Annotated in this window: 22 protein-coding genes and 1 tRNA gene; 10 read left to right on the top strand and 13 right to left on the bottom strand. The window is 70.2% G+C overall.

The genetic code is table 11. The features are described 5' to 3' along the window. Nucleotides 1-212 precede the first annotated feature (212 nt). Genes JOB34_RS04985 through JOB34_RS04975 form a run of 3 tightly spaced genes read left to right on the top strand, consistent with a single transcriptional unit; the run spans nucleotide 213 to nucleotide 3,630 of the window. Entirely contained in the window at nucleotides 213-1,496 is a 1,284-nt protein-coding gene (locus JOB34_RS04985) for an aspartate kinase (RefSeq protein WP_208051657.1), read from the top strand. Beyond that, nucleotides 1,493-2,551, top strand: coding sequence for an aspartate-semialdehyde dehydrogenase (locus JOB34_RS04980; protein WP_208051656.1), 1,059 nt, complete (start codon nucleotides 1,493-1,495; stop codon nucleotides 2,549-2,551). The genes JOB34_RS04985 and JOB34_RS04980 overlap by 4 nt, the downstream gene beginning before the upstream one ends. Nucleotides 2,552-2,571: 20 nt before the next feature. Beyond that, the gene (locus tag JOB34_RS04975) at nucleotides 2,572-3,630 is read left to right on the top strand and encodes an aspartate-semialdehyde dehydrogenase (protein ID WP_208051655.1); all 1,059 of its coding nucleotides are present in this window, start codon (nucleotides 2,572-2,574) and stop codon (nucleotides 3,628-3,630) included. Nucleotides 3,631-3,674: 44 nt separating this feature from the next. Here JOB34_RS04975 and JOB34_RS04970 read toward each other — a convergent pair whose 3' ends face one another. From JOB34_RS04970 to JOB34_RS04950, 5 genes are all read right to left on the bottom strand, one after another. Further along, entirely contained in the window at nucleotides 3,675-5,075 is a 1,401-nt protein-coding gene (locus tag JOB34_RS04970) for an ABC transporter permease (protein WP_208051654.1), read from the bottom strand. Then, nucleotides 5,072-5,854, bottom strand: a complete 783-nt coding sequence (locus JOB34_RS04965) for an ABC transporter ATP-binding protein (RefSeq protein ID WP_208051653.1) — start codon at nucleotides 5,852-5,854, stop codon at nucleotides 5,072-5,074. Before JOB34_RS04965 ends, JOB34_RS04970 begins: the two co-directional genes overlap by 4 nt. 56 nt (nucleotides 5,855-5,910) lie before the next feature. Then, nucleotides 5,911-6,951 (bottom strand): NAD(P)/FAD-dependent oxidoreductase, encoded by a 1,041-nt coding sequence (locus JOB34_RS04960; RefSeq protein WP_347813727.1) that lies wholly within the window; start codon nucleotides 6,949-6,951, stop codon nucleotides 5,911-5,913. A 174-nt stretch (nucleotides 6,952-7,125) separates the two neighbouring features. After that, nucleotides 7,126-7,773, bottom strand: coding sequence for a response regulator transcription factor (locus JOB34_RS04955; protein ID WP_208051651.1), 648 nt, complete (start codon nucleotides 7,771-7,773; stop codon nucleotides 7,126-7,128). Further along, nucleotides 7,770-8,948, bottom strand: coding sequence for a histidine kinase (locus JOB34_RS04950; protein ID WP_208051650.1), 1,179 nt, complete (start codon nucleotides 8,946-8,948; stop codon nucleotides 7,770-7,772). The genes JOB34_RS04955 and JOB34_RS04950 overlap by 4 nt, the downstream gene beginning before the upstream one ends. Nucleotides 8,949-9,064: 116 nt before the next feature. Between JOB34_RS04950 and JOB34_RS04945 the strand changes: the two genes are divergently transcribed. From JOB34_RS04945 to JOB34_RS04935, 3 genes are read left to right on the top strand one after another with little or no spacing between them, the layout of a single operon-like run. Beyond that, complete coding sequence (locus tag JOB34_RS04945; protein ID WP_208051649.1) at nucleotides 9,065-11,002, top strand: penicillin-binding transpeptidase domain-containing protein; 1,938 nt, start codon at nucleotides 9,065-9,067, stop codon at nucleotides 11,000-11,002. A gap of 24 nt (nucleotides 11,003-11,026) precedes the next feature. Further along, a complete protein-coding gene (locus JOB34_RS18050) occupies nucleotides 11,027-12,508 on the top strand; it encodes an ABC transporter substrate-binding protein/permease (RefSeq protein WP_347813726.1) in 1,482 nt (493 codons plus the stop codon). Further along, complete coding sequence (locus JOB34_RS04935) at nucleotides 12,505-13,287, top strand: amino acid ABC transporter ATP-binding protein (RefSeq protein WP_279538843.1); 783 nt, start codon at nucleotides 12,505-12,507, stop codon at nucleotides 13,285-13,287. The genes JOB34_RS18050 and JOB34_RS04935 overlap by 4 nt, the downstream gene beginning before the upstream one ends. Nucleotides 13,288-13,295: 8 nt before the next feature. Here the strand turns inward: JOB34_RS04935 and JOB34_RS04930 are convergent, their stop codons facing one another. From JOB34_RS04930 to JOB34_RS04910, 5 genes are all read right to left on the bottom strand, one after another. Then, nucleotides 13,296-14,468 carry an acyl-CoA dehydrogenase family protein gene (locus JOB34_RS04930; protein ID WP_347813725.1) on the bottom strand — a complete coding sequence of 391 codons (1,173 nt, stop codon included), beginning with the start codon at nucleotides 14,466-14,468 and terminating at the stop codon, nucleotides 13,296-13,298. 31 nt (nucleotides 14,469-14,499) lie between these two features. Further along, nucleotides 14,500-15,672: a flotillin family protein gene (locus JOB34_RS04925; RefSeq protein ID WP_208051647.1), complete on the bottom strand. Its 1,173-nt coding sequence runs from the start codon at nucleotides 15,670-15,672 to the stop codon at nucleotides 14,500-14,502. Nucleotides 15,673-15,737: 65 nt separating this feature from the next. Then, complete coding sequence (locus tag JOB34_RS04920) at nucleotides 15,738-15,977, bottom strand: hypothetical protein (protein ID WP_179478609.1); 240 nt, start codon at nucleotides 15,975-15,977, stop codon at nucleotides 15,738-15,740. 112 nt (nucleotides 15,978-16,089) lie between these two features. Beyond that, a complete protein-coding gene (locus JOB34_RS04915) occupies nucleotides 16,090-16,959 on the bottom strand; it encodes an SDR family oxidoreductase (RefSeq protein ID WP_208051646.1) in 870 nt (289 codons plus the stop codon). Between the two features lie 108 nt (nucleotides 16,960-17,067). Continuing rightward, on the bottom strand, nucleotides 17,068-18,588 hold the full coding sequence (locus JOB34_RS04910; protein WP_208051645.1) for a glycerol-3-phosphate dehydrogenase/oxidase: 1,521 nt from the start codon (nucleotides 18,586-18,588) through the stop codon (nucleotides 17,068-17,070). A 103-nt stretch (nucleotides 18,589-18,691) separates the two neighbouring features. Here JOB34_RS04910 and JOB34_RS04905 point away from each other — a divergent pair, with 103 nt between their 5' ends. Beyond that, nucleotides 18,692-20,278 carry an FAD-binding oxidoreductase gene (locus JOB34_RS04905; RefSeq protein WP_243757612.1) on the top strand — a complete coding sequence of 529 codons (1,587 nt, stop codon included), beginning with the start codon at nucleotides 18,692-18,694 and terminating at the stop codon, nucleotides 20,276-20,278. Then, complete coding sequence (locus tag JOB34_RS04900; RefSeq protein ID WP_279538842.1) at nucleotides 20,275-21,162, top strand: YegS/Rv2252/BmrU family lipid kinase; 888 nt, start codon at nucleotides 20,275-20,277, stop codon at nucleotides 21,160-21,162. The genes JOB34_RS04905 and JOB34_RS04900 overlap by 4 nt, the downstream gene beginning before the upstream one ends. Nucleotides 21,163-21,223: 61 nt before the next feature. Here the strand turns inward: JOB34_RS04900 and JOB34_RS04895 are convergent. Continuing rightward, nucleotides 21,224-21,300 (bottom strand) — tRNA-Pro (locus JOB34_RS04895). A 119-nt stretch (nucleotides 21,301-21,419) separates the two neighbouring features. Then, entirely contained in the window at nucleotides 21,420-22,376 is a 957-nt protein-coding gene (locus JOB34_RS04890) for a metallophosphoesterase (RefSeq protein WP_208051643.1), read from the bottom strand. Nucleotides 22,377-22,419: 43 nt separating this feature from the next. Here JOB34_RS04890 and JOB34_RS04885 point away from each other — a divergent pair, with 43 nt between their 5' ends. Then, complete coding sequence (locus JOB34_RS04885; protein WP_208051642.1) at nucleotides 22,420-22,875, top strand: GatB/YqeY domain-containing protein; 456 nt, start codon at nucleotides 22,420-22,422, stop codon at nucleotides 22,873-22,875. Between the two features lie 3 nt (nucleotides 22,876-22,878). Here the strand turns inward: JOB34_RS04885 and JOB34_RS04880 are convergent, their stop codons facing one another. Continuing rightward, nucleotides 22,879-25,230 (bottom strand): transglycosylase domain-containing protein, encoded by a 2,352-nt coding sequence (locus JOB34_RS04880; RefSeq protein WP_208051641.1) that lies wholly within the window; start codon nucleotides 25,228-25,230, stop codon nucleotides 22,879-22,881. 218 nt (nucleotides 25,231-25,448) lie between these two features. Here JOB34_RS04880 and JOB34_RS04875 point away from each other — a divergent pair, with 218 nt between their 5' ends. Further along, nucleotides 25,449-25,751: a WhiB family transcriptional regulator gene (locus tag JOB34_RS04875; RefSeq protein WP_208051640.1), complete on the top strand. Its 303-nt coding sequence runs from the start codon at nucleotides 25,449-25,451 to the stop codon at nucleotides 25,749-25,751. Nucleotides 25,752-25,760: the final 9 nt, after the last annotated feature.

Genomic DNA, 25,760 nt, shown 5'->3' with positions numbered 1-25,760 from the left:
GCACAGTGGTCACCAACCCCGGGGTGCGACTTGACATCCGACAAGGATGCCACCGGCGGCCGACGAACGCACCTTTGCCCCAACCGTCAGCGTGTTATAAGTGCGCTGTGAGCCGTGTCACGCCTGCCTCAGGGTGGTCGGCGTAGGGGGGTGCCGTCCCGCCATTCGGGCATCGCGCGTCTCGGATTCTGGGCTCACTACCCTTGTGGAGCGTGAGTCTCGTGGTCCAGAAGTACGGCGGGTCGTCGCTGGCCGACGCCGACAGCATCAAGCGCGTGGCGCGCCGCATCGTCGACACCCGCAAGGCCGGCAACCAAGTCTGCGTGGTCGTCTCCGCGATGGGCGACACGACCGACGACCTGCTCGAACTGGCCGACGCCGTCTCGCCCGCTCCGCCGTCCCGCGAGCTCGACATGCTGCTGACGGCCGGTGAGCGGATGTCGATGGCGCTGGTGTCGATGGCCATCGCCAATCTCGGCGACTCGGCGCGCTCGTTCACCGGTTCGCAGGCCGGTGTCATCACCGACGACGTGCACGGCAAGGCCCGCATCATCGACGTGACCCCCGGCCGCATCGAGGAGGCCCTGGGCGACGGGCACATCGTCATCGTCGCCGGCTTCCAGGGCGTGAGCCAGGGCAGCAACGAGATCACCACGCTCGGTCGCGGGGGCTCCGACACCACCGCCGTCGCGCTCGCCGCCGCGTTGAAGGCGGACGTCTGCGAGATCTACACCGACGTCGACGGCATCTTCACCGCCGATCCGCGGATCGTGCCCACGGCGCGCAAGATCGACCGCATCACCAACGAGGAGATGCAGGAGATGGCAGCCTCGGGCGCCAAGGTGCTGATGCTGCGGTGCGTGGAGTACGCGCGGCGCTTCGGTCTGCCGATCCACGTGCGGTCCTCGTTCAGCCACCGCGAAGGCACCTGGGTCGTCGACCCGTCCTCCGCCCCAGAGTCAGAAGGAGCACCCGTGGAAGACCCGATCATCGCCGGCGTCGCGCACGACCGCAGCGAGGCCAAGATCACCGTCGTCGGGGTCGCCGACTCCCCGGGCAAGGCCGCTCAGATCTTCCAGGCGATCGCCGCCCAGCAGATCAACATCGACATGATCGTGCAGAACGTCTCCGCGCTCGCGACCGGTCAGACCGACGTGTCCTTCACCCTGCCCAAGACCGACGGCCAGCGTGCCGTGCAGGTCCTGCAGGCGGCCCGTGAGCACATCGGCTTCGAGTCGCTGCAGTACGACGACCAGGTCGGCAAGCTGTCCCTGGTCGGGTCCGGCATGCGCAGCCACCCGGGGGTCAGCGCCACCCTCTTCCAGGCTCTCGCCGACAACGGCATCAACATCGAGATGATCTCGACCTCGGAGATCCGGGTGTCGGTGGTGACCCGCGACGACCAACTGGACGACGCGGTCCGGGCGGTGCACACGGCGTTCGGGCTGGACGACGCCGACGGCGGGGCCGTCGTCTACGGGGGGAGCGGACGATGAGCGCCGCACCGCAGCGCGCACTGCACGTCGGGGTCGTCGGGGCCACCGGTCAGGTCGGGGCGGTCGTCCTGCGGCTGCTCGCCGAGCGCGATTTCCCCGTCGCCTCCCTGCGCCTCTTCGCCTCGGCGCGTTCGGCCGGCAGGTCGCTCACCTGGCAGGGACGCGAGTACGTCGTGGAGGACGCCTCCGAGGCCGACCCGAGCGGACTGGACATCGCGATCTTCTCCGCCGGCGGATCGACGTCCAAGGCACTGGCGCCGAAGTTCGCCGCGGCCGGCGTCGTGGTCATCGACAACTCCTCCGCCTGGCGCGGCGACCCGCAGGTGCCGCTGGTGGTGAGCGAGGTCAACCCGGCCCGGATCGCGGGCCCTGCCAAGGGCATCATCGCCAACCCGAACTGCACCACCATGGCCGCGATGCCTGCGCTCAAGGTGCTCTCCGACGAGGCGGGCCTGCAGCGGCTGACCGTCGCGACGTACCAAGCGGTGTCCGGATCCGGACTCGCCGGCGTAGAGGAGCTGGCCGGCCAGATCCGGCAGGGCGTGCAGGCCGGCGACATCGAGGGTCTCGCGCTGGACGGCGGTGCCGTCGAGCTCGGGCCGGCCCAGACGTACGTCGCGCCGATCGCCTACAACGTGCTGCCGATGGCCGGCTCGCTCGTCGACGACGGGTCGCTGGAGACCGACGAGGAGCAGAAGCTGCGCAACGAGTCGCGCAAGATCCTCGAGCTTCCCGACCTGCGGGTCTCGGGCACCTGTGTGCGCGTCCCGGTCTTCACCGGACACTCGTTGGCCGTGCATGCCGAGTTCGAACGGCCGATCAGCCCGGCCCGCGCGACCGAACTGCTCGCGAAGGCCCCGGGGGTGGCTCTCGCCCAGGCGCCGACACCGTTGGACGCGGCAGGTCGAGACGCCACATATGTCGGTCGCATCCGGCAGGATCAGGCAGTGGAGGACGGGCGCGGGCTCGTGTTCTTCGTGTCCGGCGACAACCTGCGCAAGGGAGCCGCCCTCAACACGGTGCAGATCGCCGAGGTCATCGCCGCGGCGCAGTGACGGGGGAGGGCACGTCTGACATGACGCGCGACGGAGCGACCCTTGCCGTGGTCGGGGCCACCGGACTGGTCGGCCAGACACTGCTCGGCGTCCTGCCGATGGGCCGCGACGTGTGGGGCGAGGTGCGGCTGCTCGCCTCGTCGCGTTCCTCCGGGCGCACCGTCGACGCCGCCGGTCGCGAGCTGCAGGTGCGCGGCCTGGACGACCACGCGTTCGACGGTGTGGACGTCGCGGTATTCGCCGCACCGCCGGAGGTCGCCCTCGAATGGGCGCCCCGCGCCGTGGCGGCCGGTGCCGTGGTGGTCGACAGCTCCGGCGCCTTCATCGACCACGACAACGTGCCGCTGGTGGTCCCGGAGCTCAACCCGGCCGCCACCAAACGCACGGGCGCGCGCATCCTCGCCAGCCCGTGCGCGACGACCCTGACGATGATCGGGGTCCTCGCGTCGCTGCACCGCAGGTGGCGCCTGCAGGAGCTGGTCGTCTCCACCTACCAGGCCGTGTCCGACGCGGGGTCGCTCGGCGTGCAGCGGCTCTACGACGAGGCGAACGCTCTCGGTGGCGACCGCAGTGTCGGGCAGTACCCGGGCGACGTACGCCGCAAGCTGTCCGACCTGTCCGGCGCGAGCCCGTTCCCCGCGCCGGTCGCGTTCAACGTCATCCCGTGGGTCGGCGGGCAGGGCGACGGCGAGTCCTCGGCGCAGGAGCTCGCCGTACGCGCCGAGCTGCGGGCGCTGCTGGAGACGCCCGCGCTCAAGATCGCGACCACATGCGTGCAGGTGCCGGTCACCACGACCCACTCGATGACGGTGCACGCGACGTTCGAGCAGCGGGTGCACCGGGAGGACGTCGTCCAGGCCCTCACCCAGGACGCCAACTCCGTCGTCGTGCTCGACGACCCGCGCTCCGAGGAGTGGCCCACGCCGGTCGACGTGGTCGGTGCCGATCCCGTCTTCGTCGGTCGGGTGCGTCAGCTGGAGGACTTCCCGCGGTCGGTGCAGTTCTTCGTGTGCGGCGACAACCTGCGCCGGGGGTCTGCGCTCAATCTCCTGGAGATCGCCGAGCTCGTCGTCAGCTGACGGGTCCACCGCCGGGCCCCCTGAACCCGGCGGTGGCTGCGATGTCAGTCGGTCGCCCGCAGCGCCACCACCGGCGGCACCGAGACCGCCCGTCGGGCCGGCGGGCGCGACGCGACCAGCACCAGGGCACCCCCGGCGACGGCCACGGCCGCGAGCGCCACCCACGGGACACCCCAGACGAAGCCGCTGCTCATCGCACCGACCAGGGACTGCGCCCCCACGGATCCGTAGACGACCCCGATCGCCGCGCCGAGGATGACGGCGGTCGCGGACAGGGCGATCGACTCGCGGGTGATCATCGCGCGTACCTGCACGGCGGTGAACCCCAGCGACCTCAGCAGACCGATCTCGCGACGTCGCTGGATCACGGTCAGCGACATCGTGCTGACGAAACCGACCGCCGCGATGATCGAGGAGATCACCACCAGGCAGACGAGCACGGCCGTGATGATCGCCATGACCTGGTCGGTGTGATGCCGTTGCGCGGCGCTCAGGCCCGACGCGGCATCCATCGCAGCACGCAGTGCCGACATGCCGGAGGCGATCGTGGTGATCAGCACGACCCCGACGATCAGCCCGATCGTCGAGCGGGTGGTGCGCGACGGGTCGGCGACGGCGTTGCGCCGGGCGATGAGGCTGGGCGGTCCGCCGCCGAGCAGCCGGCCGAGGGCGGTGACCACCCACGGGATGAGGAAGCGGGCGCCGACGATCACGCCCGTGCCCGACACTGCCGCGCCGAGGAAGGCGCAGAGGAACCCGGACGTCGACATCCGATCGCCCAGTGCCACGGCCATCATCAGGAGGACGACGCCCACGCCGATCAGGGTCACGGCGAGCGCGGCCCGCACGACCGTCGTACGGCGTGCCGGGTCCACCTGTGCCTGGACCGCGCTCAGCGCCTGGACCGGAGCGACGTGCAGCACGGCTCGCGACCCGATCCAGCCGGCGCCGACCGAGCACAACGCGACCGCGGCGATCGGCAGCGCCAGCGGGGGTACGGCCCACCGGTAGGGCAGGTCCGGAAGTGCTCCGCGGTGCACGAGCACGACGCGGACGACGTCGGTCAGCAGCACACCGGCCAGCACCCCGAGGCAGGCGCCGATAGCCCCGGCGCGCGCCGTGCTGCGGCGTACCGACCGGCGCAGGCTGAGGCCGTCGGCGCCCAGCAACCGCAGCAGCGCGATGTGCTGCAGCCGCCCGGCGATGACGGTGGTCACGCACCCTGTGATGACGACGGCGGCGACGTAGAGCGCGATCCCGATGAAGACCGGCGAGACGATCCCGAGCAGCATGGCGACGTCTCCGTCGCCCTGGGTCGAGCTGATCGAGGCCAGGATCGAGGAGGTCATGATCAGCGTGGCCGCGTAGCACCCGCTGAGACCGGCCACCAGGGTGACCGTGCCCAGCTCGCGCACCGAGCCCAGCACCGGCGGCACCCGGGTCATGCCACACCCTCTTCGACGTCGATCAGCAGCTGCGAGATCTGCTGCGGGGACAGGGCCGCGTGGTCGGCGATGATGCAACCGTCGGCGATCACCAGGATGCGGTCGGCGTACGACGCGGCGAGCGGGTCGTGGGTGACCATGGCGATCGTCTGCCCGTACTCCCGTGCTGCGGTGCGCAACAGCGCGAGCACCTCGCGTGAGCTGCGGGAGTCCAGGTTGCCGGTCGGCTCGTCGGCGAAGATCACCTGCGGTCGTGAAGCGAGCGCACGAGCGATCGCGACGCGCTGCTGCTGTCCGCCGGACAGCTGCGCCGGGCGGTGGGAGGTGCGCTCCCTCAGACCGAGGGTGGTCAGCAGGTGGGCGATCCACTCCCGCTGGTCACCGTCGATGGTGCGTTGCGCGAGACGGAACGGCAGTTCGACGTTCTCGACCACGGACAGCGTGGGCACCAGGTTGAACGCCTGGAAGACGAACCCGACCCGGTCGCGCCGCAGGACGGTCCGACCCGCGTCGTCCATCGCGTGCAGTGCCTCGCCGGCGAGGTACACCTCCCCCGAGGTGATGTCGTCCAGGCCGGCGGCCACGTTCATGAAGGTGGACTTGCCCGAGCCCGAGGGTCCCATGATCGCGGTGAAGTCGCCGTCGAAGATGTCGACGGTGACCTGGTCCAGAGCGCGCACGGCGTCCGGGCCGGTGCCGTAGTGCTTGTCGACGCCGCGGAAGGAGACGACGGCTCGGCGTGGCTGGGTGACGGGGTGGATCGACCGGGTCGGGTTCATGACGACGACCCTGCCGCAGCCGCCGGCCGCGGACATCCGCCTGACGGGCTATCTGTCTACATCTGCGGAGGTATCTCGGACGAGCCGCGGGACGCGTGACGCTCGCGGTACGCCGCGACCGCGGCCGCACTGTCCTCGACCATCAGGTCCATGTGGATGGCGGCCCCTGCCGCCGAGCCAGCCGAGGCGGAGGTGACGACCTGGGCCATGAGATTCGCCAGGTTGCCCGCCGCCCACACACCGGGAGCCCCGGTCAGTCCCGTCGGGTCGGTGGGCACGTAGGTACCCACCGACACCCCGCCCATGTCCAAGTCGCTCGTCCGTAGGTCGAGATCCGCCAGCAGATCGCTGCGACCGCGCACGAACGGAGCCACCGCGAGTGCGTCGCGGGCCACGACGTCCCCGGTGGCCAGGCGCACTCCCGTCAGGGCGTCGTCAGCGGTCTCGACGCGCTCGACGGAGCCCACCACATGAGGCACCGAGAGGGCCGCCAGCAGCTCCAGCTGCTCCTCGGTGGGGTCCGGTGCGGTGTGCTGGAAGTAGACGACATCGTCTGTGAGGGTGCGGAAGAGCTGTACCGCGTGCAGCGCGGTCGGACCGGATCCGATCACACCGATCGCCTGGTCGCGTACCTCCCATCCGTGGCAGAACGGGCAGTGCAGCACGTCTCTGCCCCACCGCTCCCGCAGGCCGGCGATATCGGGCAGTACGTCCACGACGCCCGTGGCCAGGAGCAGTCTGCGGGCCGACACGGTCCTGGTGCCGCAGTCCTGCACGTCGACGGTGACGGTGAAGCGCGGACCACCCGCCCCCGACGCTGGCACGACCGCAGCCGAGACGGCCGTGCCGTTGATGATCTGCACCCCGTATCCCGCTGCCTCGGCGCGTCCGATCTCACCGAGCCGGGCCGGTGCCGCGCCCTCGGCGTAGAGGTAGTTGTGCACTCCCGCGGCCGGACCGTTGCGCGGAGCGCCGGCATCGACCAGCAGCACCGTACGCCGGGCGCGCGCCGCGATCTTGGCACCGCTCAGCCCTGCGGCTCCGCCACCGACCACCACGAGGTCGAGGACATCGGTCTGATCGAAGGATGCGGTCACGCGGGGACTCCTCGGCGAAGGGTGCCGGAGCGGGTGTCGCATCCGGTATCGCCAGCATGGAAGCCGCCCGGCCGTAAGAGCAAGGTGGTTTGCCACTACGGCAAAGAGCAGAGCGCGCTACGGTCGTCCCGTAGCGCCGTTGCTCACCACGCCGCGGCGACCTGACGTGCAGCGTCAGAGCAGGCCGTGCTCGTAGGCGTAGACCACCAGTTGCACGCGGTCGCGCAGCTGCAGTTTGGCCAGGATCCGGGAGACGTGCGTCTTGACGGTCGCCTCGGACAGTGTTTCGACAGAGGCGATCTCGGCGTTCGACAGACCGGTGGCCGCCCGCAGGAGGATCTCCCGCTCGCGGGCGGTGAGGGCGTCGTACTCCGGGCCGGGCGCGGCGGCCGTCCTGGTCTTGAACCGGTCGAAGAGAGAGCGCGTGGCACCCGCCGCGACCACCTGGCTGCCGTCCGCCACGGCACGGATGGCCGCGAGCAGCAGCTCCGGCTGGGTGTCCTTGAGGATGAAACCGCTCGCGCCGGCGTCGATCGCGTCGGCCGCGGACTCGTCGAGGTCGAAGGTGGTCAGCACCAGCACCCGCGGGGAGTGCTCGGTGGCGTTCACACGGATGCGCCGGGTCGCGGCGACTCCGTCGACTCGGGGCATCCGCACGTCCATCAGCACCACGTCGGGCCGGGCACGTCGGACGAGGTCGATCGCGTCCGCGCCGTCACCCGCTTCGCCGACCAGCTCCAGGTCCGGCTGGCTGCGCACCACCATGGCGATGCCTGCCCGGAACAGCACCTGGTCGTCGACCAGTGCGACCTTGATGGTCACCGGCTCTCCTTCTGCTGTGCCGGGATGTGCGCCACGACCCGGTGCACGCCGCCTGAATGGTCGATGGTGAGCGTGCCGCCGGCAAGGCCTGTGCGTTCGGACATCCCGATGATGCCGTGGCCGGTCTGCGACGGGGGACCGGCGTCGGGGCGGATCGCGTTGGAGACGCGCAATCGGTAGTCAGTCGACCAGTCCTGCTCCACCAGCACGGGGCGGGACAGATCTCCGTGCTTGAGCGCGTTCGTCAGGCATTCGCTGAGGATCCGATAGGCCGTCAGCGCGATGAGCTCCGAGGGCCGGCGCACGCCCGTCTCGCGCACCTGCAGCCGCATCCCGGAGGCCCGCATGCGCTCGAACAGATCCTCCTGCTGGCCGTATCCGAGCTGGGCGCCGGGCGCCTCGCGGTTGCGCAGCTCGGTGAGGATGGTGCGCACGTCGGCCATCGCCGACCGGGCCGTCTCCCCGATGACCTCCAGGGCCCGTGCGGCCTCCTCCGGAGAGGACTTCATCGTGTACCGCGCACCGTCCGACTGCGCCGCCACCACGGCCCACGAGTGCGCCACCACATCGTGCATATCGGCGGCGATCCGCGCCCGTTCCTGCTGTTGGTCCAGCGCCTCGGCCAGACGCAGCCGCTCGGACTCCTCCAGCCGGGCGTCGATCCGGGCCTGCACCCTCTGCCGGCCCTGGAAACGCAGGAAGCCGACGATCCAGCCGCCTCCGCAGACCACGGCGGCCGACATGGCGATCGCGAGGACCGCGACGGGTTCGAGACCGAGCCGGGTGCCGCTCCCGAAGCGCATGAGCGGGGCGGCGATGCCGGCCACCACGGGGGCGACGGCCGAACCGACGAGACCTGTGCGCCGGAACACCGCACGACGGTCCGCGCCGAGTGTGAAGTAGAGGGGCGCGTACGCCAGGTCGGCGAGCGGGACGAGCTCCGCTCTCCCCAACTGGATGACAGCTCCCAGCACCGCGAAGCCGATCATGAGTGGCAGGGACAGTCGGCGGGTCACCAGGGCAAGGGCCATCACAACGACCGTGGCCCACGCCGAGGCGCCGTAGGTGCCGGCTGCGGCCGCGCAGACGACGACGAAGAGGGCGGCCGTCAGGAGGTCGGCCTGCACGCGCCGTGGAGACACCCCGCCGTCTCCCCACACGTCGGCCGTGCTCATGGATCGCTTCCCGTTCCTCGATGGTCTCGGCACGACGCGGTCGCCCTGCGAGGTACGACCGTACGCGAGCAGCGCGGTGGGGCACCCGGGTCGGTGCACCGGGTTAGCGTGTGCGGATGGGGACCTGGGACGCCGGTGTGATGTATCGATCGAGCCGTCGGGCGGTGCTGGCGGCGGGGGTCGTCGTGCCGATCACCGCGCTCGCGAGCTGCACCGGCTCCGGCAGCGGTGGTGACGGCTCGAAGGACGCCGCCGCGAAGCTGGCCGCGGCGCTGCAGTCGGGGCACTTCACGGGCAGCCCGGTGACCGGCCAGGACGTCGACACGTCGTACGCCGCGGTCGTCCGCGGGCTGGGCGCCACCGCGCACACCGTGCGGGTCGTCAAAACGGTTGCAGGAGCTGCGAAGTCGTCGAAGACGGTGACGCTCGCGACGCAGTGGACGCTCGCCGGCGGCCGTCGATGGTCCTACGAGCAGCAGGTCACCATGACGTCCGCGGACAAGAAGTGGACGACGCCGTGGTCCTCCACCCTGGTCCATCCGCAGCTGCGCACGGGCGAGCACCTGACGGCGGCATCGGTCGCGCAGGATCGCGGCGACATCACCGACGACAACGGCGACGCCATCGTGACCTACCGGCCCGTCTACCGGGTCGGCATCGACAAGACCAAGACGGCTGCCGCGACCGCGACGGTCTCGGCGACGAAACTCGCTGCGGTCGTCGGCGTGGACGCCGCGTCGTACGCGAAGAGTGTTGCGGCGAGCGGTCCCTCGGCGTTCGTCGAGGCCATCGTGCTGCGGACGCAGGCGGCGTCGGCCGCGGAGCAGTCCCGGATCCGGGCGATCCCGGGGGCGGTGCTGATCTCCGACCGGCGCCCGCTCGCGCCGTCCGCGACCTTCGCCCGCGCGGTGCTCGGCACGGTCGGCCCGGCGACCGCGGAGATCATCAAGAACAGCAAGGGCGCCAAGGACCCGGTGACCGCGACCGACCTGGTGGGCATCGGCGGCCTGCAGCAGCAGTACGACGCGCAGCTGCGGGGGACCGCCGCGTTGCAGATCAGCGCTGTGCTGCCCGGCGCCAGCGGACCGCAGTCGGTGCGCACCCTCGCCTCGCTCGGCGCGGTCGCGCCGAAGCCGCTCCGGACCACGCTGCGTCAGGACCTGCAGTCCACCGCGGAGTCCTTGCTGCAGGGCCAGAAGAGCCCGTCGGCACTCGTGGCGATCCGACCGTCGACCGGCGAGGTGCTGGTCGCGGCGTCCGGCGCGGGCTCGCAGGGATACGACACGGCGTTCCTCGGCCGCTACGCCCCGGGGTCGACCTTCAAGGTGGTCTCGTCGCTGGCGCTGCTGCGGTCCGGGCTGAAGATCACCGACACCGTCGACTGCACCCCGACGATCTCGGTGCAGGGCCGGATCGTGAAGAACTTCCCGGACTATCCCAAGGACAAGCTCGGGATGATCCCCTTCAAGACCGCTGTGGCCAACTCGTGCAACACCGTGATGATTCGCGGAGCCGACCGGGTATCGCAGAGTTCCCTTGCGGTGGCTGCGGATTCGCTCGGCCTGACGCAGAACCCGTCCGACGGTCCGTTCTTCGGCAGCGTGCCGCCCGGGGACACCGGAGCCGACCATCAGGTGTCGATGATCGGGCAGGGCAAGGTGCTCGCGTCACCACTCGGGATGGCGACCGTCGCAGCCTCGGTCGCGCACGGCGCTCGCGTCACGCCGTTCCTGCTGCCCGACCACAAACCGACCGTGTCCGAGCAACCGGCCACTCCGCTCACGGCTGCGGAGACGACGTCCCTGCGCGCGCTGATGCGCGCCGTCGTGACCGAAGGCGGCGCGACGGGCCTGCAGTCGGTGCCCGGCGGGCCGGTGATGGCCAAGACCGGCACCGCCGAGTACGGCACCGGCAACCCACCCCAGACCCACTCGTGGATGATCGCGATCCAGGGCGACCTCGCGCTCGCCGTCTTCGTCGAGACCGGTGGCTACGGCGGCGTGACCTGCCTGCCGATCGTGAAGAGCTTCCTCACCGCGGCTGCGAAGGCCTGACCCGGGACCATTAGGGTTTCGGGCGTGCTCCATAACCTTCGCTTACCGACTGCTCGATGGCTGGGCGCGCTGATCGTCCTCCTCTTCGGAGCCATGGTCGCGCTGCCCGCGGCAGGAGCCGCCACGTCCGTCGGTCACCCCCAGAGTGTCGGGCGGGCCTCGACGGCATCGGTCCCCAAGGTGCTGCGGGTCGGCACCGAGGGCACCTACCCGCCGTTCGACTTCAACCAGGACGGCAAGCTCACCGGCTTCGACGTCGAGGTGGTCAAGCAGATCGCCCAGCGCCTCGGTGTGAAGGTGCAGTTCGTCCAGGTGCCCTTCGACTCCCTCTTCGCGGCTCTCAGGGCCGGGCGCATCGACATGATCGCCGACCAGATCACGATCAACCCCGAGCGGCAGTCCCTCTACGACCTGTCCTCGCCGTACGTCGACACCACCGGGGTCATCGTCACCCGCAAGAGCGAGAACGACATCCACTCCCTCGCGGACATCAAGGGCCGGAAGGCCGCCGAGAGCAGCACCAGCAACTGGGGCGACATCGCCCGCAAGGCGGGCGCCAGCATTCAGACGGTGGAGGGGCTCGACCAGTCGCTGAAGTTGTTGCAGGAGAAGCGCATCGACGTGCTGGTCAACGACCAGCTGGCCGTCAAGTACGCCCTGCGCGTCACAGGCGCGAACGATCTGAAGATCGTCGGCACGACGTCCGATGCGAGCCAGTCGGCGTTCGCGGCCCGCAAGGGCAGCGGGTTCATGACCCAGATCGACTCCCAGATCGCGGCCATGAAGGCCGACGGCAGCCTGAAGAGGACCTACGACAAGTACTTCACGGTCGCGCCGAAGGTGCCGAGCACCTGGGACAACATTCGCACCAACCTGGTGCCGATGCTGAAGAGCCTGGTGACCGGCACCCTGCCGCTCACCGCGATCAGCTTCGTGGTCGGGCTGGTCATCGCGCTCGGCGTGGCCATGGCCCGGATGTCCAACCGGCTGGTGCTGTCCGGTGTCGCCCGCGCGTACATCGGACTGATCCGCGGCACACCGCTGCTGGTGCAGCTGTTCATCATCTTCTTCGGCCTGCCCGAGCTCGGTGTGAAGTTCAACCCGTTCCCGGCGGCGGTGATCGCCTTCAGCCTCAACGTCGGCGGGTATGCCGCCGAGACGATCCGAGCTGCCATCCAGAGCATCCCGCGCGGGCAGTGGGAGGCAGCGTCGACCGTCGGGATGGACTATCGGACGTCGTTACGGCGGGTGATCATCCCGCAGGCCGCCCGGACCGCCGTACCACCGCTCTCCAACGAACTCATCTCGCTGGTCAAGGACACGTCACTGGCATCCACGATCCTGGTGACCGAGGTCTTCCGCAGGGCGCAGACCGCCGCGGCGACGAGTGGGAAGTATCTGGAGCTCTACTCCACGGCGGCGGTCTACTACTTGGTGGTCTGCCTGATCCTGGCGTTCATCCAGGACCGACTCGAAGGACGACTGGGCAGGTTCGTGGCGCGATGAGTGATCTGGTGCAGGTCAGCGGTCTGGCCAAGTCGTTCGGCGACCACATGGTGCTCAAGGACATCGCCCTCAGGGTGCCTGCGGGATCTGTGACGGTGGTGCTGGGACCGTCAGGTTCCGGCAAGACCACGCTGCTGCGGGCGCTGAACGCGCTGGAGATCCCCGACTCCGGCACGGTCCGGATCGCAGACGTCGAGGTGGACTTCTCCAAGATCACCCCCGGTCGCGGCGGGCGGGTGCCGAAGCAACAGGCACGGCTGCTGGCCCGGTACCGCGCGCAGAGCGGGATGGTCTTCCAGAGTCACAACCTCTTCCCCCACCGCACGGTGCTGCAGAACCTCACCGAGGGTCCGGTCGTGGTGCAGAAGCGGCCGACGGCCGAGGCGACAGCGTCGGCCAGGGAGCTGCTGGCGAAGGTGGGTCTCGCCGATCAGGCCGACAAGCACCCCTTCGAGCTGTCCGGCGGGCAGCAGCAGCGGGTCGGCATCGCCCGCGCGCTGGCGCTGCGCCCCGAGCTGCTGCTCTTCGACGAGCCCACCTCGGCCCTCGACCCGGAGCTGGTGGGGGACGTGCTCGGCGTCATGCGGGATCTGGCGGAGGAGGGCCGCACGATGATCGTGGTGACCCACGAGGTGCGCTTCGCCCAGCAGGTCGCCGACCAGGTGCTCTTCATCGACGGCGGCAGCGTCGTGGAGTCCGGACCGCCGAGTCAGGTCATCGCCGATCCTCAGCAGGAGCGCACCCGCACCTTCCTGCGCCGCATCCTCGACCCGCTCTGACCTGAGGATCAGCGGAAGGCTGTCTCGCCGGTGAGTGCCTGACCGACGATCAGCTGGTGCACCTCGGAGGTGCCCTCGTAGGTCATCACCGACTCCAGGTTGTTGGCGTGCCGCATCACGGGATAGTCCAGCGTGATGCCGGCGGCCGCCAGGATGGTGCGGCACTCACGGGCGATCTTGATCGCCTCGCGACAACTGTTGAGCTTGCCGACGCTGACTTGGGCGGGAAGCAGGGTGCCGGCGTCCTTGAGGCGGCCGATGTGCAGGGCCAGCAGTTGACCCTTCATCAGCTCGAGCGTCATGTCGGCCAGCTTGGCCTGGGTGAGCTGGTAACCGGCGAGCGGCTTGTCGTAGATGACGCGCGAGTCGGCGTACTCCAGCGCGGTCTCCAGGCAGTCGCGAGCCGCTCCCATGGCGCCGAAGATGATGCCGAAGCGGGCCTCGGACAGGCAGGTGAGCGGGCCGCGCAGACCCGAGACCTCCGGCAGCAAGGCGTCGTTCGGCAGTCGCATGTCCTCGAACGCCAGCCCTGCGGTCTTGGATGCCCGAAGGGACAGCTTGTGCTTGATCTCGGTCGCGGAGAAGCCCTTGGTGTCGGTCGGGACGACGAAGCCGCGGATCTTCTCGTCGGTCTGCGCCCAGACGACGGCGACGTCGGCGACGGTGCCGTTGGTGATCCACATCTTGCTGCCGTTGATGACCCAGTCGTCGCCATCGCGCCTGGCGCGGGTGCGCATGCCGGCCGGGTCGGAGCCGAAGTCCGGCTCGGTGAGCCCGAAGCAGCCGAGCGCCTCACCGGCGGCCATCCGGGGCAGCCACTCCTGCTTCTGCTCCTCGCTGCCGAAGTGGTGGATCGCCGTCATCGCGAGCGAGCCCTGCACCGACATCAGGCTGCGCAGCCCGGAGTCGGCGGCTTCCAGCTCCTGGCACGCCAGGCCGTACATCGTGGCGGAGGCGCCGGCGCACTCGTAGCCGTCCAGGTGCATGCCGAGTACGCCGAGCGCCCCCAGCTGCTGGGCGATCTCGCGCACCGGGATCTCGCCGGCCTCGAACCAGTCGGCCAGGTAGGGGCGCAGCTTGTCGTCCGCGAAGGACCGGACCGTCGTGGCTAGGTCGCGTTCCTCCTCGGAGAGGAGCGAGTCGAAGGCGGTCAGCTTGTCCAGGGCGGGGTGCGCGGTCACCCCTCCATCATGACGCCCCGCTCGGACGGCGTCAGGTCCGCGGGCCCTGCTCGCGCCCCTCGATGCTCTTCGGGTCGGCGCTGGCGCCGGCGCGCCCCGAGTCCTGGGACCGGTTGTTCTTGTCGTGGTCGGAGCCGACATCGCCCTTCAGCGCGTTGAAGATCGCCACACCCTGCCCGGCGAGACCGGTGACCAGGTCGGACAGCCCGTCCGAACCGTTGACCACCGTCATGTTCGCCCCCGCCAGACCGGCGGCGGCCTTCTCGACGATCTGCGGTAGCTGCGCGATGAGCGCCTGGTCCAGTGCGACCCGGTTGCTGGAGGCTGCTGCGGCCGCCTGGATCTGCACCTTCTCGGCGTCCGCGCGCGCCAGGATCCGCACGCGCTCGGCGTCAGCCTCGGCCGGCTTGACCACTTCGGCGACGAGCTGCTGCTGGCGCAGCTCGGCGTTGCGCTGGGCCAGCTCGGTCTGCGCGGCGATGACCTCGCGCTGGGCCTGCGCCTGCGCGAGGGGCCCGGCCTGCGCCGACTTCGCCTGTGCCGCCTGGGTTTCAGCGGTGTATCCGGCCTGGGTGACGGCGGTGTCGCGCTGGAACTGGGACTGCGCGCGCAGCGACTGCTGCTCGGCCTCGGCCGCGGCCTGGTTGGCGTTCGCCTGGGCGATCTGCGCCTGCTGCTGGATGCGCGCGTTGTGCGGCGCGGCCATCGCCTTGATGTAGCCGAGTCCGCCGTCGTCGATGTTCTGGATCTGCAGCGCGTCGACGAGCAGACCCATCCGCGCCATCTCCTCCTTGGAGCCCTCGAGCACCTCGCCGGCGAGTTTCTGCCGCTCGGTGATGATCTCCTCGACGGTCATCGAGCCGATGATGCTGCGCAGGTGCCCGGCGAAGATCCGCCCGGTGAGCGTGGCCATCTGGGTCTGGTCGGACAGGAAGCGCTGGCCGGCGTTCACGATCGAGTCGTTGTCGGAGCCGATCTTGGCGGCGATGACCGCCTTCACGGTGAGCGCGATGCCCTGCTTGGTGACGCAGGGCTCCTCGACCTCGGCCTCGAAGAGCGAGAGCGTGAGGAACTGCACCTTCCGGAAGACAGGCAGCACGAACGCGCCGTGGCCGGTGACGACGCGGAACGGGGACACGCCTGAGCCCTTGCCGCCCGAGATGAGCATGGCCTCGTCAGCGCGAGGGACCCGGTAACCGAACATTTCTCTCCTTGATGAGTGGGTGGTACGCGCCGAACGTCGGCGAAGGATCGGGGGTGAGGGACGATCTAGAGACGCAGCAGGGAGTCCAGGCGTTCCCCCCAAGGGGCGACCTCGACGGTGCGCGGCCCGATCTCGCCGGTGCAGACGACCTGCTGCCCGCGGCGCAGGGGTTCGGGGGAGCGCGCGATGAACGCCTCGGTGCCACCCCTGATGCGGAACACCGCTTCCCCCGGTCCGTCGTCACCCTGCGTCGCCACCGTGAGGTGGCCGATCAGGCCGACCGGCGACAGATCAGACGTGCTCATCCGGACTTCCCGATCGGGCGGCTCCCTCGGCCGCCGTACTCCGTGAAAACTACACCTGCGCACCGAAGTACGACGGCGTACCGGTCGATCGGGAGCACGACTGCGGCTGCGTTCAGGGGGTGCGCTGCGACCACGCGGCCCGGACGACGTCGGCGAGCGGAGTGACGGGTCGCCCGATCAGCTCGGCCAGGGCGTCGCTGTGGGTCTCCAGGTCGCCGTGGGCGATGGAGCTGTCGATGTTCGCGACGAACTCCGCGGTCCCTTCATCGAGGCCGTTGCTGCGCAGCACCGCGACGTACTCGGCCGCGGGGACGTCCCGGTAGGCGACGGTCCTGCCGGACACCTCGCTGATCACGGCGGCCAACTCGGACATGTCGAACGACGACCCGCCCAGCTCGTAGGTGCGGTCGCCGGACTCGTCCTGCAGCAACGTGGCCACGGCCGCGACGGCGTAGTCCTGGCGGGCGGCCGCGGAGATCCGGCCGTCGGCCGCGGCGCCGACGATCTCGCCGTGCTCGAGGTACTGGTCCAACTGCCCGGTGTAGTTCTCGTCGTACCACCCGTTGCGCAGCAGCACGACCGGCACTCCGGACGCGCGCAGCAGGCGCTCGGTCTCCTGGTGCTCGCCGGCCAGCGGGTTGGTGGTGTCGTCGGCGTTGAGGATGCTCGTATAGACGATGCGCTTCGCGCCCCCCGCCTTCGCCGCCTCGATGACGTTGGTGTGCTGGGGGATCCGCTGACCGGCTGTCGGACCCGAGATCATCAGCACACGGTCGGCGTCGTGCAGAGCGGCGGTCATGGTCTCCGACCGGTCGTAGTCGCCCTCGCGGACCTGGACCCCGCGGTCGGCGAGATCGGCTGCCTTGCTCGGTGTCCGGACGACAGCCACGACGTCCTGGGCCGCCACGCCCCGGGCGAGCAACTCCTCGACGGCGAGGCGCCCTAACTGGCCGCTGGCGGCGGTGACGGTGTACGTGGGCATGGGGATCCTCCTGGTACGGAGCCTGGCCCGACGCGGGCGCGTCGTGTCTCCGGTGGCAACACCGCAGCGGGCTCGATCCATACCGCGCGACGTACGCCATTCGGGATGTCAGTCGAGCCCGGGGGAGACCAGTACCTCGGTGGCTACGGGCAGGGCGGCGGCCCGGTCGGCTGGGACCAGCCCGATCCGGGTGCGACGGTCGAGCAGGTCATCGACGTCGAGGGCACCCTCGTGGGTGACGCCGAAGGCCAGTTCCGCGCGGGTGACGAGTTGGCGCCCGTCAATCGGGGCGAGCAGGTCGGGGTCGGCGGTGAGCGACGGCGCCTCGGTGCCGTACTTGTGGACGAGCCGGGCGGGTGCAGCGAGCCGGTCGAGCACAGCGGGTGCGGCGGCGCCGACGAGCGGCAGGTCATGGGTGCGGCACGGGCCCGCGACCAGTCGGCGTTCGCGGACCGCAGCGTCGACCGCGTCCTGGGCCATCCGGCGGTACGTCGTCAGCTTGCCGCCGATGACGGTCACCACCCCGTCCGGCGAGGTGAGCACCGCGTGCCGCCGGGAGATGTCGGCGGTCGATCCGCCGGCGTCCAGCAGCGGGCGCAGACCGGCGTACGAGCCCACGACGTCGGCTCGGGTCAGCGGTCGCGCGAGCACCCGGCTGAAGGTCTCGAGCAGGAAGGCGATCTCACCATCGGTGGCGACCGGCACATCCGGCACGGGGCCGTCGGCGGCCTCGTCGGTGAGTCCGAGGTAGGTGCGGCCGTCCGGCTGCGGCAGCGAGAAGACGAAACGGCCCACAGAGCCGGGGACCGGCGCGTTGAGGATGACCCCGCTCCCGCCGAGCGTCTCCGAGCGCAGGACGAGGTGGGTGCCGCGCGACGGCCGGAGGCTGACCCCTGGCACGAGGCCGCCGGCCCAGACGCCGGTGGCGTTCACCACCGCCCGTGCCGTGATGTCGTAGGCGGTGCCGGTCAGTTCGTCGCGCACCCGGGCTCCGTCGCCGGCCACGTCCAGGGCGCGGACGCGGGTCAGCACGCGGGCTCCACGACCTGCTGCGGTGCGGGCCAGCGCGATGACGAGCCGGGCGTCGTCCTCGATGCGGGCGTCCCAGGCGGTGATCCCACCCCGCACGTCGTGTCGAAGCGCGGGTGCGAGTTCGCGGGCGCGGGCGGCACCGACGCGGCCCGGCCGGGGCAGCAGGCCGCTCGGCGTACGGACGACCCGGCGCAGGACGTCACCCGCGACGAAACCGGCGCCGATGACCGCGGCGGTGCCGCGGGAGATGTCCGGGGTGAGCGGCACCAGCCACCGGGAGGGCCGCACGAGGTGGGGCGCCGTGCGGCGCAACAGGATCCCTCGCTCGGCCGCGCTCTCGTGGGCGATGCCGACCTGGCCGTGGGCGAGATAGCGCAACCCACCGTGGGCGAGCTTCGAACTCCACCGCGACGTGCCGAACGCCAGGTCGTGTGCGTCGACGGCCACCGCGCTCAGCCCCCTGGACGCCGCGTCGAGCGCCACACCCGCGCCGGTGGCGCCGAGTCCGATCACCAGGAGGTCGACCTGGCGTCCGTCGGTGGCCTCGGCGAGCTCGCGCGCCCGACGGGGGCGGTTGAGGGCGGTGTCGCCGGACATGGATGCCTTCCGAGAGTGCCCTTCGCAGGCGGATGCTGTCGAGTGGCTGAGAGCATTGACGTTGCAATGTTACGGGTCAAAGCACTGTGTCACACTCTAGCCCATGAGTGATCGGATGCACTGGTCCCGCTGGGGAGACCCGGCTCGCACGACGACCCTTCCCGCGAACGCCCTGGCAATGCTCGAGCTCGCGTTCGGGCCGCCCGCGCCGCGGCCCGCCGTGGATCAGCAGGCCGTGCAGCTCCCAGCCGTCGGACTGCCGGACGACGTCCTCGAAGCCCTGCGGGACGCGATCGGTGCCGAGCACGTCGACACGAGCGATGAGGCGCGGCTGCTGCACACAGGTGGCAAGTCCACCCCTGACCTGCTGGCACTGCGCGGTGGCGACGCCGCAGCCGCCCCGGACGCGGTGCTGCGACCCGCCGACCACGACGAGGTGCAGGCGCTCGTGACCCTCTGCTCCGAGCGGCGGATCGCCGTCGTGCCGTACGGTGGCGGCACGTCCGTCGTCGGCGGCCTCACCGCCTCGAAGAGCGGGCTCGTCGCGGTGGTGGCGGTCGACCTCGGCCGGCTCGACCGGCTAGCCGACGTGGACGACCTGTCCAGCACGGCGGTACTCCAGGCCGGGGTGTCCGGGCCACGCGCCGAGCAGCTGCTAGGCGAGCACGGGATGACGCTCGGCCATTTCCCCCAGTCGTTCGAGTTCGCGACCGTCGGCGGCTTCGCAGCGACCCGCTCGAGCGGCCAGTCCTCCTCGGGATACGGCAGATTCGACGCGATGGTGGTCGGACTCAAGATCGCGACGCCGCTCGGCACCTGGGAGCTCGGCGTCGCGCCGGCGAGCGCCGCGGGGCCCGATCTGCGTCAGCTCGTGCTCGGCTCCGAAGGCACGCTCGGGATCGTCACCGAGGTGCGACTCGCCGTGCGGACGAAACCCGCGACCGCGGTCTACGAGACCTGGCGCTTCCCGACGTTCGTCGACGGGGCGACCGCGATGCGCACCCTGACCCAGGACGGCATCAACCCCACAGTGCTGCGGTTGTCCGATGAGACCGAGACGTCGTTGAATCTCGCGAAGCCGGAGAGCATCGGCGCCGAATCGGGCGGCGGTGCGCTGATGGTCTGCGGATACGAGGGCACGGACGACCGGGTGGAGCGGATGCGCCGTGAGGTCGGCGAGGTGCTGCTGGGTCTGGGCGGCACCCCGCTCGGGGCCGAGGACGGCGAGCAGTGGGCCGAGGGCCGGTTCAACGCGCCCTACCTGCGCGACGCGCTGCTCGACGAGGGCGTCCTGGTCGAGACGCTGGAAACGGCGACGTTCTGGGGCGACCTCGACCGCCTGTACGCCGAGGTGAAGGCGGCGCTCGAGGGCGCGCTGAGCGCTCAGGGGACGAACCCGATCGTGTTGTGCCACATCTCGCACGTCTACCGCACGGGTGCCTCGCTCTACTTCACGGTGGCATGCCGGGAGACCGATGACCCGCGCGCCCAGTGGTACGTCGCCAAGCAGGCCGCGTCCGACGCGATCGTCGCGGCCGGCGGGACGATCACCCACCACCACGCAGTCGGCCGGGATCACAGGCCCTGGTACGCCCAGGAGATCGGCCCCATCGGCACAGACGTGCTGCGCGCGGTGAAGCGGAGCGTCGACCCTGCCGGGGTCCTGAACCCAGGTGTACTGATCCCATGACGCGGGCCTTCCATCTCCTCGTGAATCCGAACTCGGGAGCGGGACGCGGCGCCCGCATGGCTGCCGAGGTCGGTGCAGCCCTTCGGGCGCGGGGTGCCGAGGTGCGGTCCACAGTGAGTCCCGGCGTCGAGGCGGCCGACGACCTGGTCGCCGACACCGGCGAGGGCGAGGTGTGCGTTGCGGTCGGTGGTGACGGGATGGTGAGCTCCGTGGCCGCCGCCGCGGTCCGTCATGGGGTCACGCTCGGGATCGCGCCCGCGGGCCGGGGGAACGACTTCGCCCGCCAACTGGGCATACCGAGGCACGGGGAGCTGCTCGCGTCGCTTCTGCGCGACGGCGACGTGCGTCCCGTCGACGCGATCGGTGTGGGCGACAGGGTCGTGGTCGGCAGCGTCTACGCCGGTGTCGACTCCCTCGCGTCGCAGCTCGTGAACGAGATGAAGCGGGTGCCGGGAGCTCTGCAGTACCCGCTGGGGGCACTCCGTGCGATGGCGACGTTCCCGGTCACGACGTACCGGGTCACGGTCGACGGCGCCGAGCACACCTTCGAGGGGTTCACCGTCGTGGCCGCCAACTCCGGCTACTACGGCAAGGGCATGCACATCGCACCGGACGCCGACCCGCGCGACGGGCTGCTCGACGTCCTGCTCCTCGGAGCGGGCAGCCGGGCGAGCTTCATCCGCAAGCTGCCGCAGGTCTACCGCGGCACCCACACCGCCAACGCGGAGATCGTCGTGCTGCGCGGGCGCGAGGTGCGCATCGAGGCCGACGGCGTCCAGGCGTACGCCGACGGCGACCCTCTCGCTCCGCTACCGATCACGGCGACGGTGCTGCCGGGCGCGCTGCGGATCATCTCGCCCGACCCCTCGGCCGTAACGCGCTGAGCACTATGCACGAAGAACGGCCCTGATCCGCGTTTCCGCAGGTCAGGGCCGTTCTGTGAGCTGGTCGGGGTGACAGGATTTGAACCTGCGGCCTCGTCGTCCCGAACGACGCGCGCTACCAAGCTGCGCCACACCCCGTGGCTGCTGCACCCGTCGTGCGGATCGCGCACGAGCCGGATGCAGCGCGGCATACGTTACCGGTAAGGCTCGCGCATCTCCCAATCGGTAGGCGCGTCAGGCGATGTGCAGCGCCGCGATCAGAGCGTGCGGCCGGAGTCCCACGAGGCGGGCGCCAGGGTGAGCAGGGTGGCCTCGGGGCGGCAAGCGAAGCGCACCGGCGTGTACTTGTTGTGGCCGAGGCCCGCCGAGACCTCCAGCCAGGCCGCGTCGCAGGGCGCGCTGGTGGACCGCTGGCCGTTGGCGACGGGCCACCAGCGCGAGACCCCCTTGGCGCGGCGCCGGTCCAGATCGCAGTTGGTGACCAGCGCGCCGTATCCCGGCACGCACAGCTGTCCGCCGTGGGTGTGCCCGGCGAGCAGCACGCGTGCCCCGTCGGCCGCCATGGCGTCCAGGACGTGCGTGTACGGCGCGTGCAGCACCCCCATCGTGAGATCGGCCGCGGGATCGGCAGGCCCGGCCACGGCGGGGTAGCGGTCGTAGCCGAGGTGCGGGTCGTCGACCCCGACCAGCTCCAGGTCGAGACCGCGCACCGTGACGGACCGGCGTGCGTTGGTCAGGTCGGTCCATCCGCCGGAGGTGAAGCCCGCGACGAGCTCGCGCCACGGCAGTTCGTCGGCCTGCGACTCCGACCCGCGCGGATGCGAGCGGTTGAAATAGAGGAGCGGGTTCTTGGCGGTCGGAGCGAAGTAGTCGTTGGAGCCGAGCACGAACGCCCCCGGCAGGTGCATCAGCGGCTCCATGGCGCGCAGCACGGCCGGCACTGCGTTGAGGTCGGAGCAGTTGTCGCCGGTGTTGACCACGAAGTCCGGCTCGAGGGAGGCCAGCCCGCGCACCCACGCGATGCGCCGCTCCTGGCGGGGGACGAGGTGCAGGTCGGAGACGTGCAGCACCCGCACCGGCGGGGCGCCGGGGGGCAGCACCGGCAGCGTGGCGCGGCGGACGGCGTACCAGTTGCGCTCGACGAGCGAGGCCCAGGCGAGCGCTCCCGCTCCGGCGGCGGTCACCGCGGTGGCGGCGCGGGCGGCGGGATGCATCCGCACATCCTCACACGCGAGGGTGAGTGAAAGACTGCCCCGCATGAGCCTCAAGGACACCCTGCAGACCGACCTCACCGCGGCGATGCGCGCCAAGGACACCGTGCGCACCCAGACCCTGCGGATGGCGCTGGCGGCAGTGCGCAACTCCGAGGTCAGCGGCGACACCAAGCACGAGCTGACCGACGACGAGGTGCTGGCCTGCGTGACCAAGGAGGCCAAGAAGCGGCGCGAGGCGGCGACGGCGTACGACGATGCCGGGCGGCCCGAGCTGGCCGACGCCGAGCGCGCCGAGCTGGCCGTCCTGGAGCACTACCTCCCGGCCCAGCTCAGCGATGAGGACCTGACCACGATGATCCAGCAAGCGATCTCATCGACCGGCGCGTCCGGGATGTCCGGCATGGGCCAGGTCATGAAGGTCCTGCAGCCGCAGATAGCCGGCCGTGCGGACGGCAGCAAGGTCGCCGCCGCGGTGCGCCAGGCGCTCAGCGCGAGCTGAGGCTCAGCCCGAGCTGGGGTAGATGAAGATCGTCGTGCCCTGGCTGGCCGAGCCGCCGGATGCGGACATGGCGGTGATCTGACCCCGCGGCTGCGGACCGGGACGGTTGGGACCGACCTGGACATGGAAACCGGCGGCCTGCAGCGTGGCGATCGCCGAGTTGATGTCCTGCCCCACGACGTTCGGCACGGAGATCTGGGTCGAGGTCGATGAGGACGAGGGCGACGACGGGCCGGAGCTGGGTGTGTCAGTGCCCGTGTTCATGCCGGGCACCGTGGGGAACTGCTTGATGGGCTGGCCCTTGAGTGCGGCATCCATGATGTCCTTCCACATCGGGGCCGCGAGGTCTCCGGCGAAGATGTAGTTGCCGCTCCCGATCTTCTGCCCGTTGATCGGGACGTTGCGGAGCGGCCGGTCGCTGCCCGAGCCATGGCCGACCCACACCGCTGTGGCGAGCTGCGGGGTGTACCCGACGAACCAGATGTTGTTCGCTCCCGACACGGTCCCGGTCTTGCCGGCAGCCGGGCGGTTGTTCGCAAGCGCGGCCTTGTAACCGGTGGCCTTGTGGTCGTCCGGATTGAGCACGGCCCGGAAGATCTGGGTTGTCTCGGCCGCGACCTGCTGGGACATCACCCGCTTGCACTTGCCGACCGAGATGGCGAGCTTCTTGCCGTTGCCGTCGATCATGGAGTCGACCGGCCGCGGCGGGCAGTACATGCCGCCGGCGGCGGCCGTGGCATAAGCGCTCGCCAAGCCGATGGGCGAGGTCAGGCCCACGCCCAGCACGACCGATGCGGGAGTGATCTGCAGGTCTTTGCGGTTCAGGCCGAGTTTGACCATCGTGTCGACGACGTTGCACATGCCGACGTCTTCGGTGAGCTTGGTGAACGCCGTGTTGACCGACCAGGCGGTCGCGCGCGCATACGTCATCTTCCCGGTCGGCACCACGAAGTCGTTACCGATGACGAACGAACCCCTGGCGTTCTGGTAGCACGGCCCCTGAAAGTCCGCGTACCTGAACGAGGTGCCGAGCTCGTTGTCGGCATTCTTCGCAGTCTGCGGCGCCACGTCGATGGTCATGTCGGGCGACGCGTTGCGCTCCAGCGCCGTCACGATCTGGAAGAACTTCGTCGAGGATCCGAAGGTGAAGCCGCTGTTGGCGAGGTTGATGCCCGACTTCCCGAGGCCGGCAGTGGTGCTGTACGAGGTGTTCTGTCCGGTCGCGATGATCTGCCCGGTGCCCGGCTTGATCATCGCGGCGGCGTCATTGATGCCGTACTTGTTGTTCGAGGGCACCCGGGCGCGCAGCTTCGCGTCGAGGATCGCGGCCATCTTGGGCTGGAACGACGTCTTGATCGTGAGTCCGCCGCTCTCCAGCGCTGCCTGGCGTGCCTTGACGGTCTTGCCGAGGGAGGGTTGCTGGCTCAGCCAGTTCTCGACGTAGTTGCAGAAGTAGGGGTACTTCGAGGATGCGCAGTTGCCGCTGATGTTCTTCAGCTTCAGCGAGATCGGGGAGACCGACGCGTCGGAGTACTGCTTGAAGGTGATGATCTTCTGCTGGTACATCTTCTGCAGCACGATGTTGCGCCGCGCCTTGGAGTCGTTGGGGTTGTTCACCGGGTCGTACGCGGTCGGCTGGTTGACCACGCCGGCGAGCAGGGCGGCCTGCGGCAGGTTCAGCTTCGAGGCGGGCACGCTGAAGTAGTGCTCCGCGGCGGCCTCGATGCCGTACTGCTGGTCGCCGTAGTAGACGAGATTCAGGTAGCCATCCAGGATCTGGTCCTTGCTGTACTTCTGCTCGAGCGCGGTGGCGTACTTCAGCTCCTGCAGCTTGCGGACGTAGCCCTGCAGCCCCTCGCGCGCCACGGCGTTCCTCGCGGCCGTGGTGTTGCCGGAGCTGAGCGCCTCGTTCTGCAACGACACCTTGACGTACTGCTGGGTCAGCGTGGACGCTCCCTGGACTCCGCCACCCTGCGCGTTGCTGGTGAGCGCGCGCAACAGGCCCTTGGGGTCGATGCCGCCGTGCTGGAAGAACCGCTCGTCCTCGATCGCCACCTGCGCCTTCTGCATGATCGGCGCGACCTTGTTCAGCGGCACCACGATGCGGTTCTCGTTGAACGGCGTGGCGATGGTCGACCCGTCCGCCGCGAGGATCCGCGACTGCTGCGCCAGCGGGTTCATCGCGAACGTCGACGGCAGACCGTTGAAGAGGTCGATGCTCTTGTTGGTGGCGAGACCGGCCCCGCCGACGGCGGGGATCAGCAGGCCGGCGGCGAGCAGGCCCATCACCATCGCGGTGGCGAGCAGGGCGATGAGCAGGGAGAGCACGGAGCCGAGCCGGCGGGTGGCACGCATGGGCACGAGGGTAACCAGGTCGACTGTGGGAGGCCTTGATGCCGCGCTGATCCGTGCGCGAGGGCGTTGTAACTTACCCAATCGTCGGTACGGTTGAAATAGTTATAAAGAGCTACGTTTAAATGGTCCTCGGTAGGCCTACCGGATCAATTACCATTTACTTACCCTTCTGACACAACTTAGGGGAAAGCACGACACGATGGGGAAGGATTCATTCGATGACTGCAGTGGCTCCGGAGCAGACCGGCTGGGATCAGAGCTGGGCGGCTCGCGCCGCGTGCCGTGGGGGAGCTCCGGACGAACTCTTCGCCAGGGGCGCTGCTCAGCAGAGCGCCAAGCTGGTCTGTCAGGGCTGTCCCGTCGTGGCCGAGTGCCTGGCCGACGCGTTGGACAACCGCACCGAGTACGGCGTGTGGGGCGGTATGACCGAGCGTGAGCGCCGTGCGCTGCTGCGCCGGCGACCGGACGTGCAGTCCTGGACCGCACTCTTCAAGGCGGCCCGCGCCCGCGAAGGCGCCTGACCTACGCAG

Origin of the sequence: Allobranchiibius sp. GilTou38 (genome assembly GCF_017565325.1) — a bacterium.
Lineage (GTDB): Bacteria > Actinomycetota > Actinomycetes > Actinomycetales > Dermatophilaceae > Allobranchiibius > Allobranchiibius huperziae.
Note: the sequence above shows the minus strand (reverse complement) of the source record. Positions and strands in the feature narration are given on the sequence as shown.

Bases quoted from the DNA above. Each gene is read 5' to 3' on its own strand.
- JOB34_RS04965 (WP_208051653.1), bottom strand. From the start codon at position 5,854: ATGAACCCGACCCGGTCGATCCACCCCGTCACCCAGCCACGCCGAGCC.
- JOB34_RS04935 (WP_279538843.1), top strand. From the start codon at position 12,505: ATGAGTGATCTGGTGCAGGTCAGCGGTCTGGCCAAGTCGTTCGGCGAC.
- JOB34_RS04885 (WP_208051642.1), top strand. From the start codon at position 22,420: ATGAGCCTCAAGGACACCCTGCAGACCGACCTCACCGCGGCGATGCGC.
- JOB34_RS04905 (WP_243757612.1), top strand. From the start codon at position 18,692: ATGAGTGATCGGATGCACTGGTCCCGCTGGGGAGACCCGGCTCGCACG.
- JOB34_RS04915 (WP_208051646.1), bottom strand. From the start codon at position 16,959: ATGCCCACGTACACCGTCACCGCCGCCAGCGGCCAGTTAGGGCGCCTC.
- JOB34_RS04945 (WP_208051649.1), top strand. From the start codon at position 9,065: ATGGGGACCTGGGACGCCGGTGTGATGTATCGATCGAGCCGTCGGGCG.
- JOB34_RS04950 (WP_208051650.1), bottom strand. From the start codon at position 8,948: ATGAGCACGGCCGACGTGTGGGGAGACGGCGGGGTGTCTCCACGGCGC.
- JOB34_RS04975 (WP_208051655.1), top strand. From the start codon at position 2,572: ATGACGCGCGACGGAGCGACCCTTGCCGTGGTCGGGGCCACCGGACTG.
- JOB34_RS04875 (WP_208051640.1), top strand. From the start codon at position 25,449: ATGACTGCAGTGGCTCCGGAGCAGACCGGCTGGGATCAGAGCTGGGCG.
- JOB34_RS04890 (WP_208051643.1), bottom strand. From the start codon at position 22,376: ATGCATCCCGCCGCCCGCGCCGCCACCGCGGTGACCGCCGCCGGAGCG.
- JOB34_RS04900 (WP_279538842.1), top strand. From the start codon at position 20,275: ATGACGCGGGCCTTCCATCTCCTCGTGAATCCGAACTCGGGAGCGGGA.
- JOB34_RS04880 (WP_208051641.1), bottom strand. From the start codon at position 25,230: ATGCGTGCCACCCGCCGGCTCGGCTCCGTGCTCTCCCTGCTCATCGCC.
- JOB34_RS04920 (WP_179478609.1), bottom strand. From the start codon at position 15,977: ATGAGCACGTCTGATCTGTCGCCGGTCGGCCTGATCGGCCACCTCACG.
- JOB34_RS04970 (WP_208051654.1), bottom strand. From the start codon at position 5,075: ATGACCCGGGTGCCGCCGGTGCTGGGCTCGGTGCGCGAGCTGGGCACG.
- JOB34_RS04925 (WP_208051647.1), bottom strand. From the start codon at position 15,672: ATGTTCGGTTACCGGGTCCCTCGCGCTGACGAGGCCATGCTCATCTCG.
- JOB34_RS04910 (WP_208051645.1), bottom strand. From the start codon at position 18,588: ATGTCCGGCGACACCGCCCTCAACCGCCCCCGTCGGGCGCGCGAGCTC.
- JOB34_RS04980 (WP_208051656.1), top strand. From the start codon at position 1,493: ATGAGCGCCGCACCGCAGCGCGCACTGCACGTCGGGGTCGTCGGGGCC.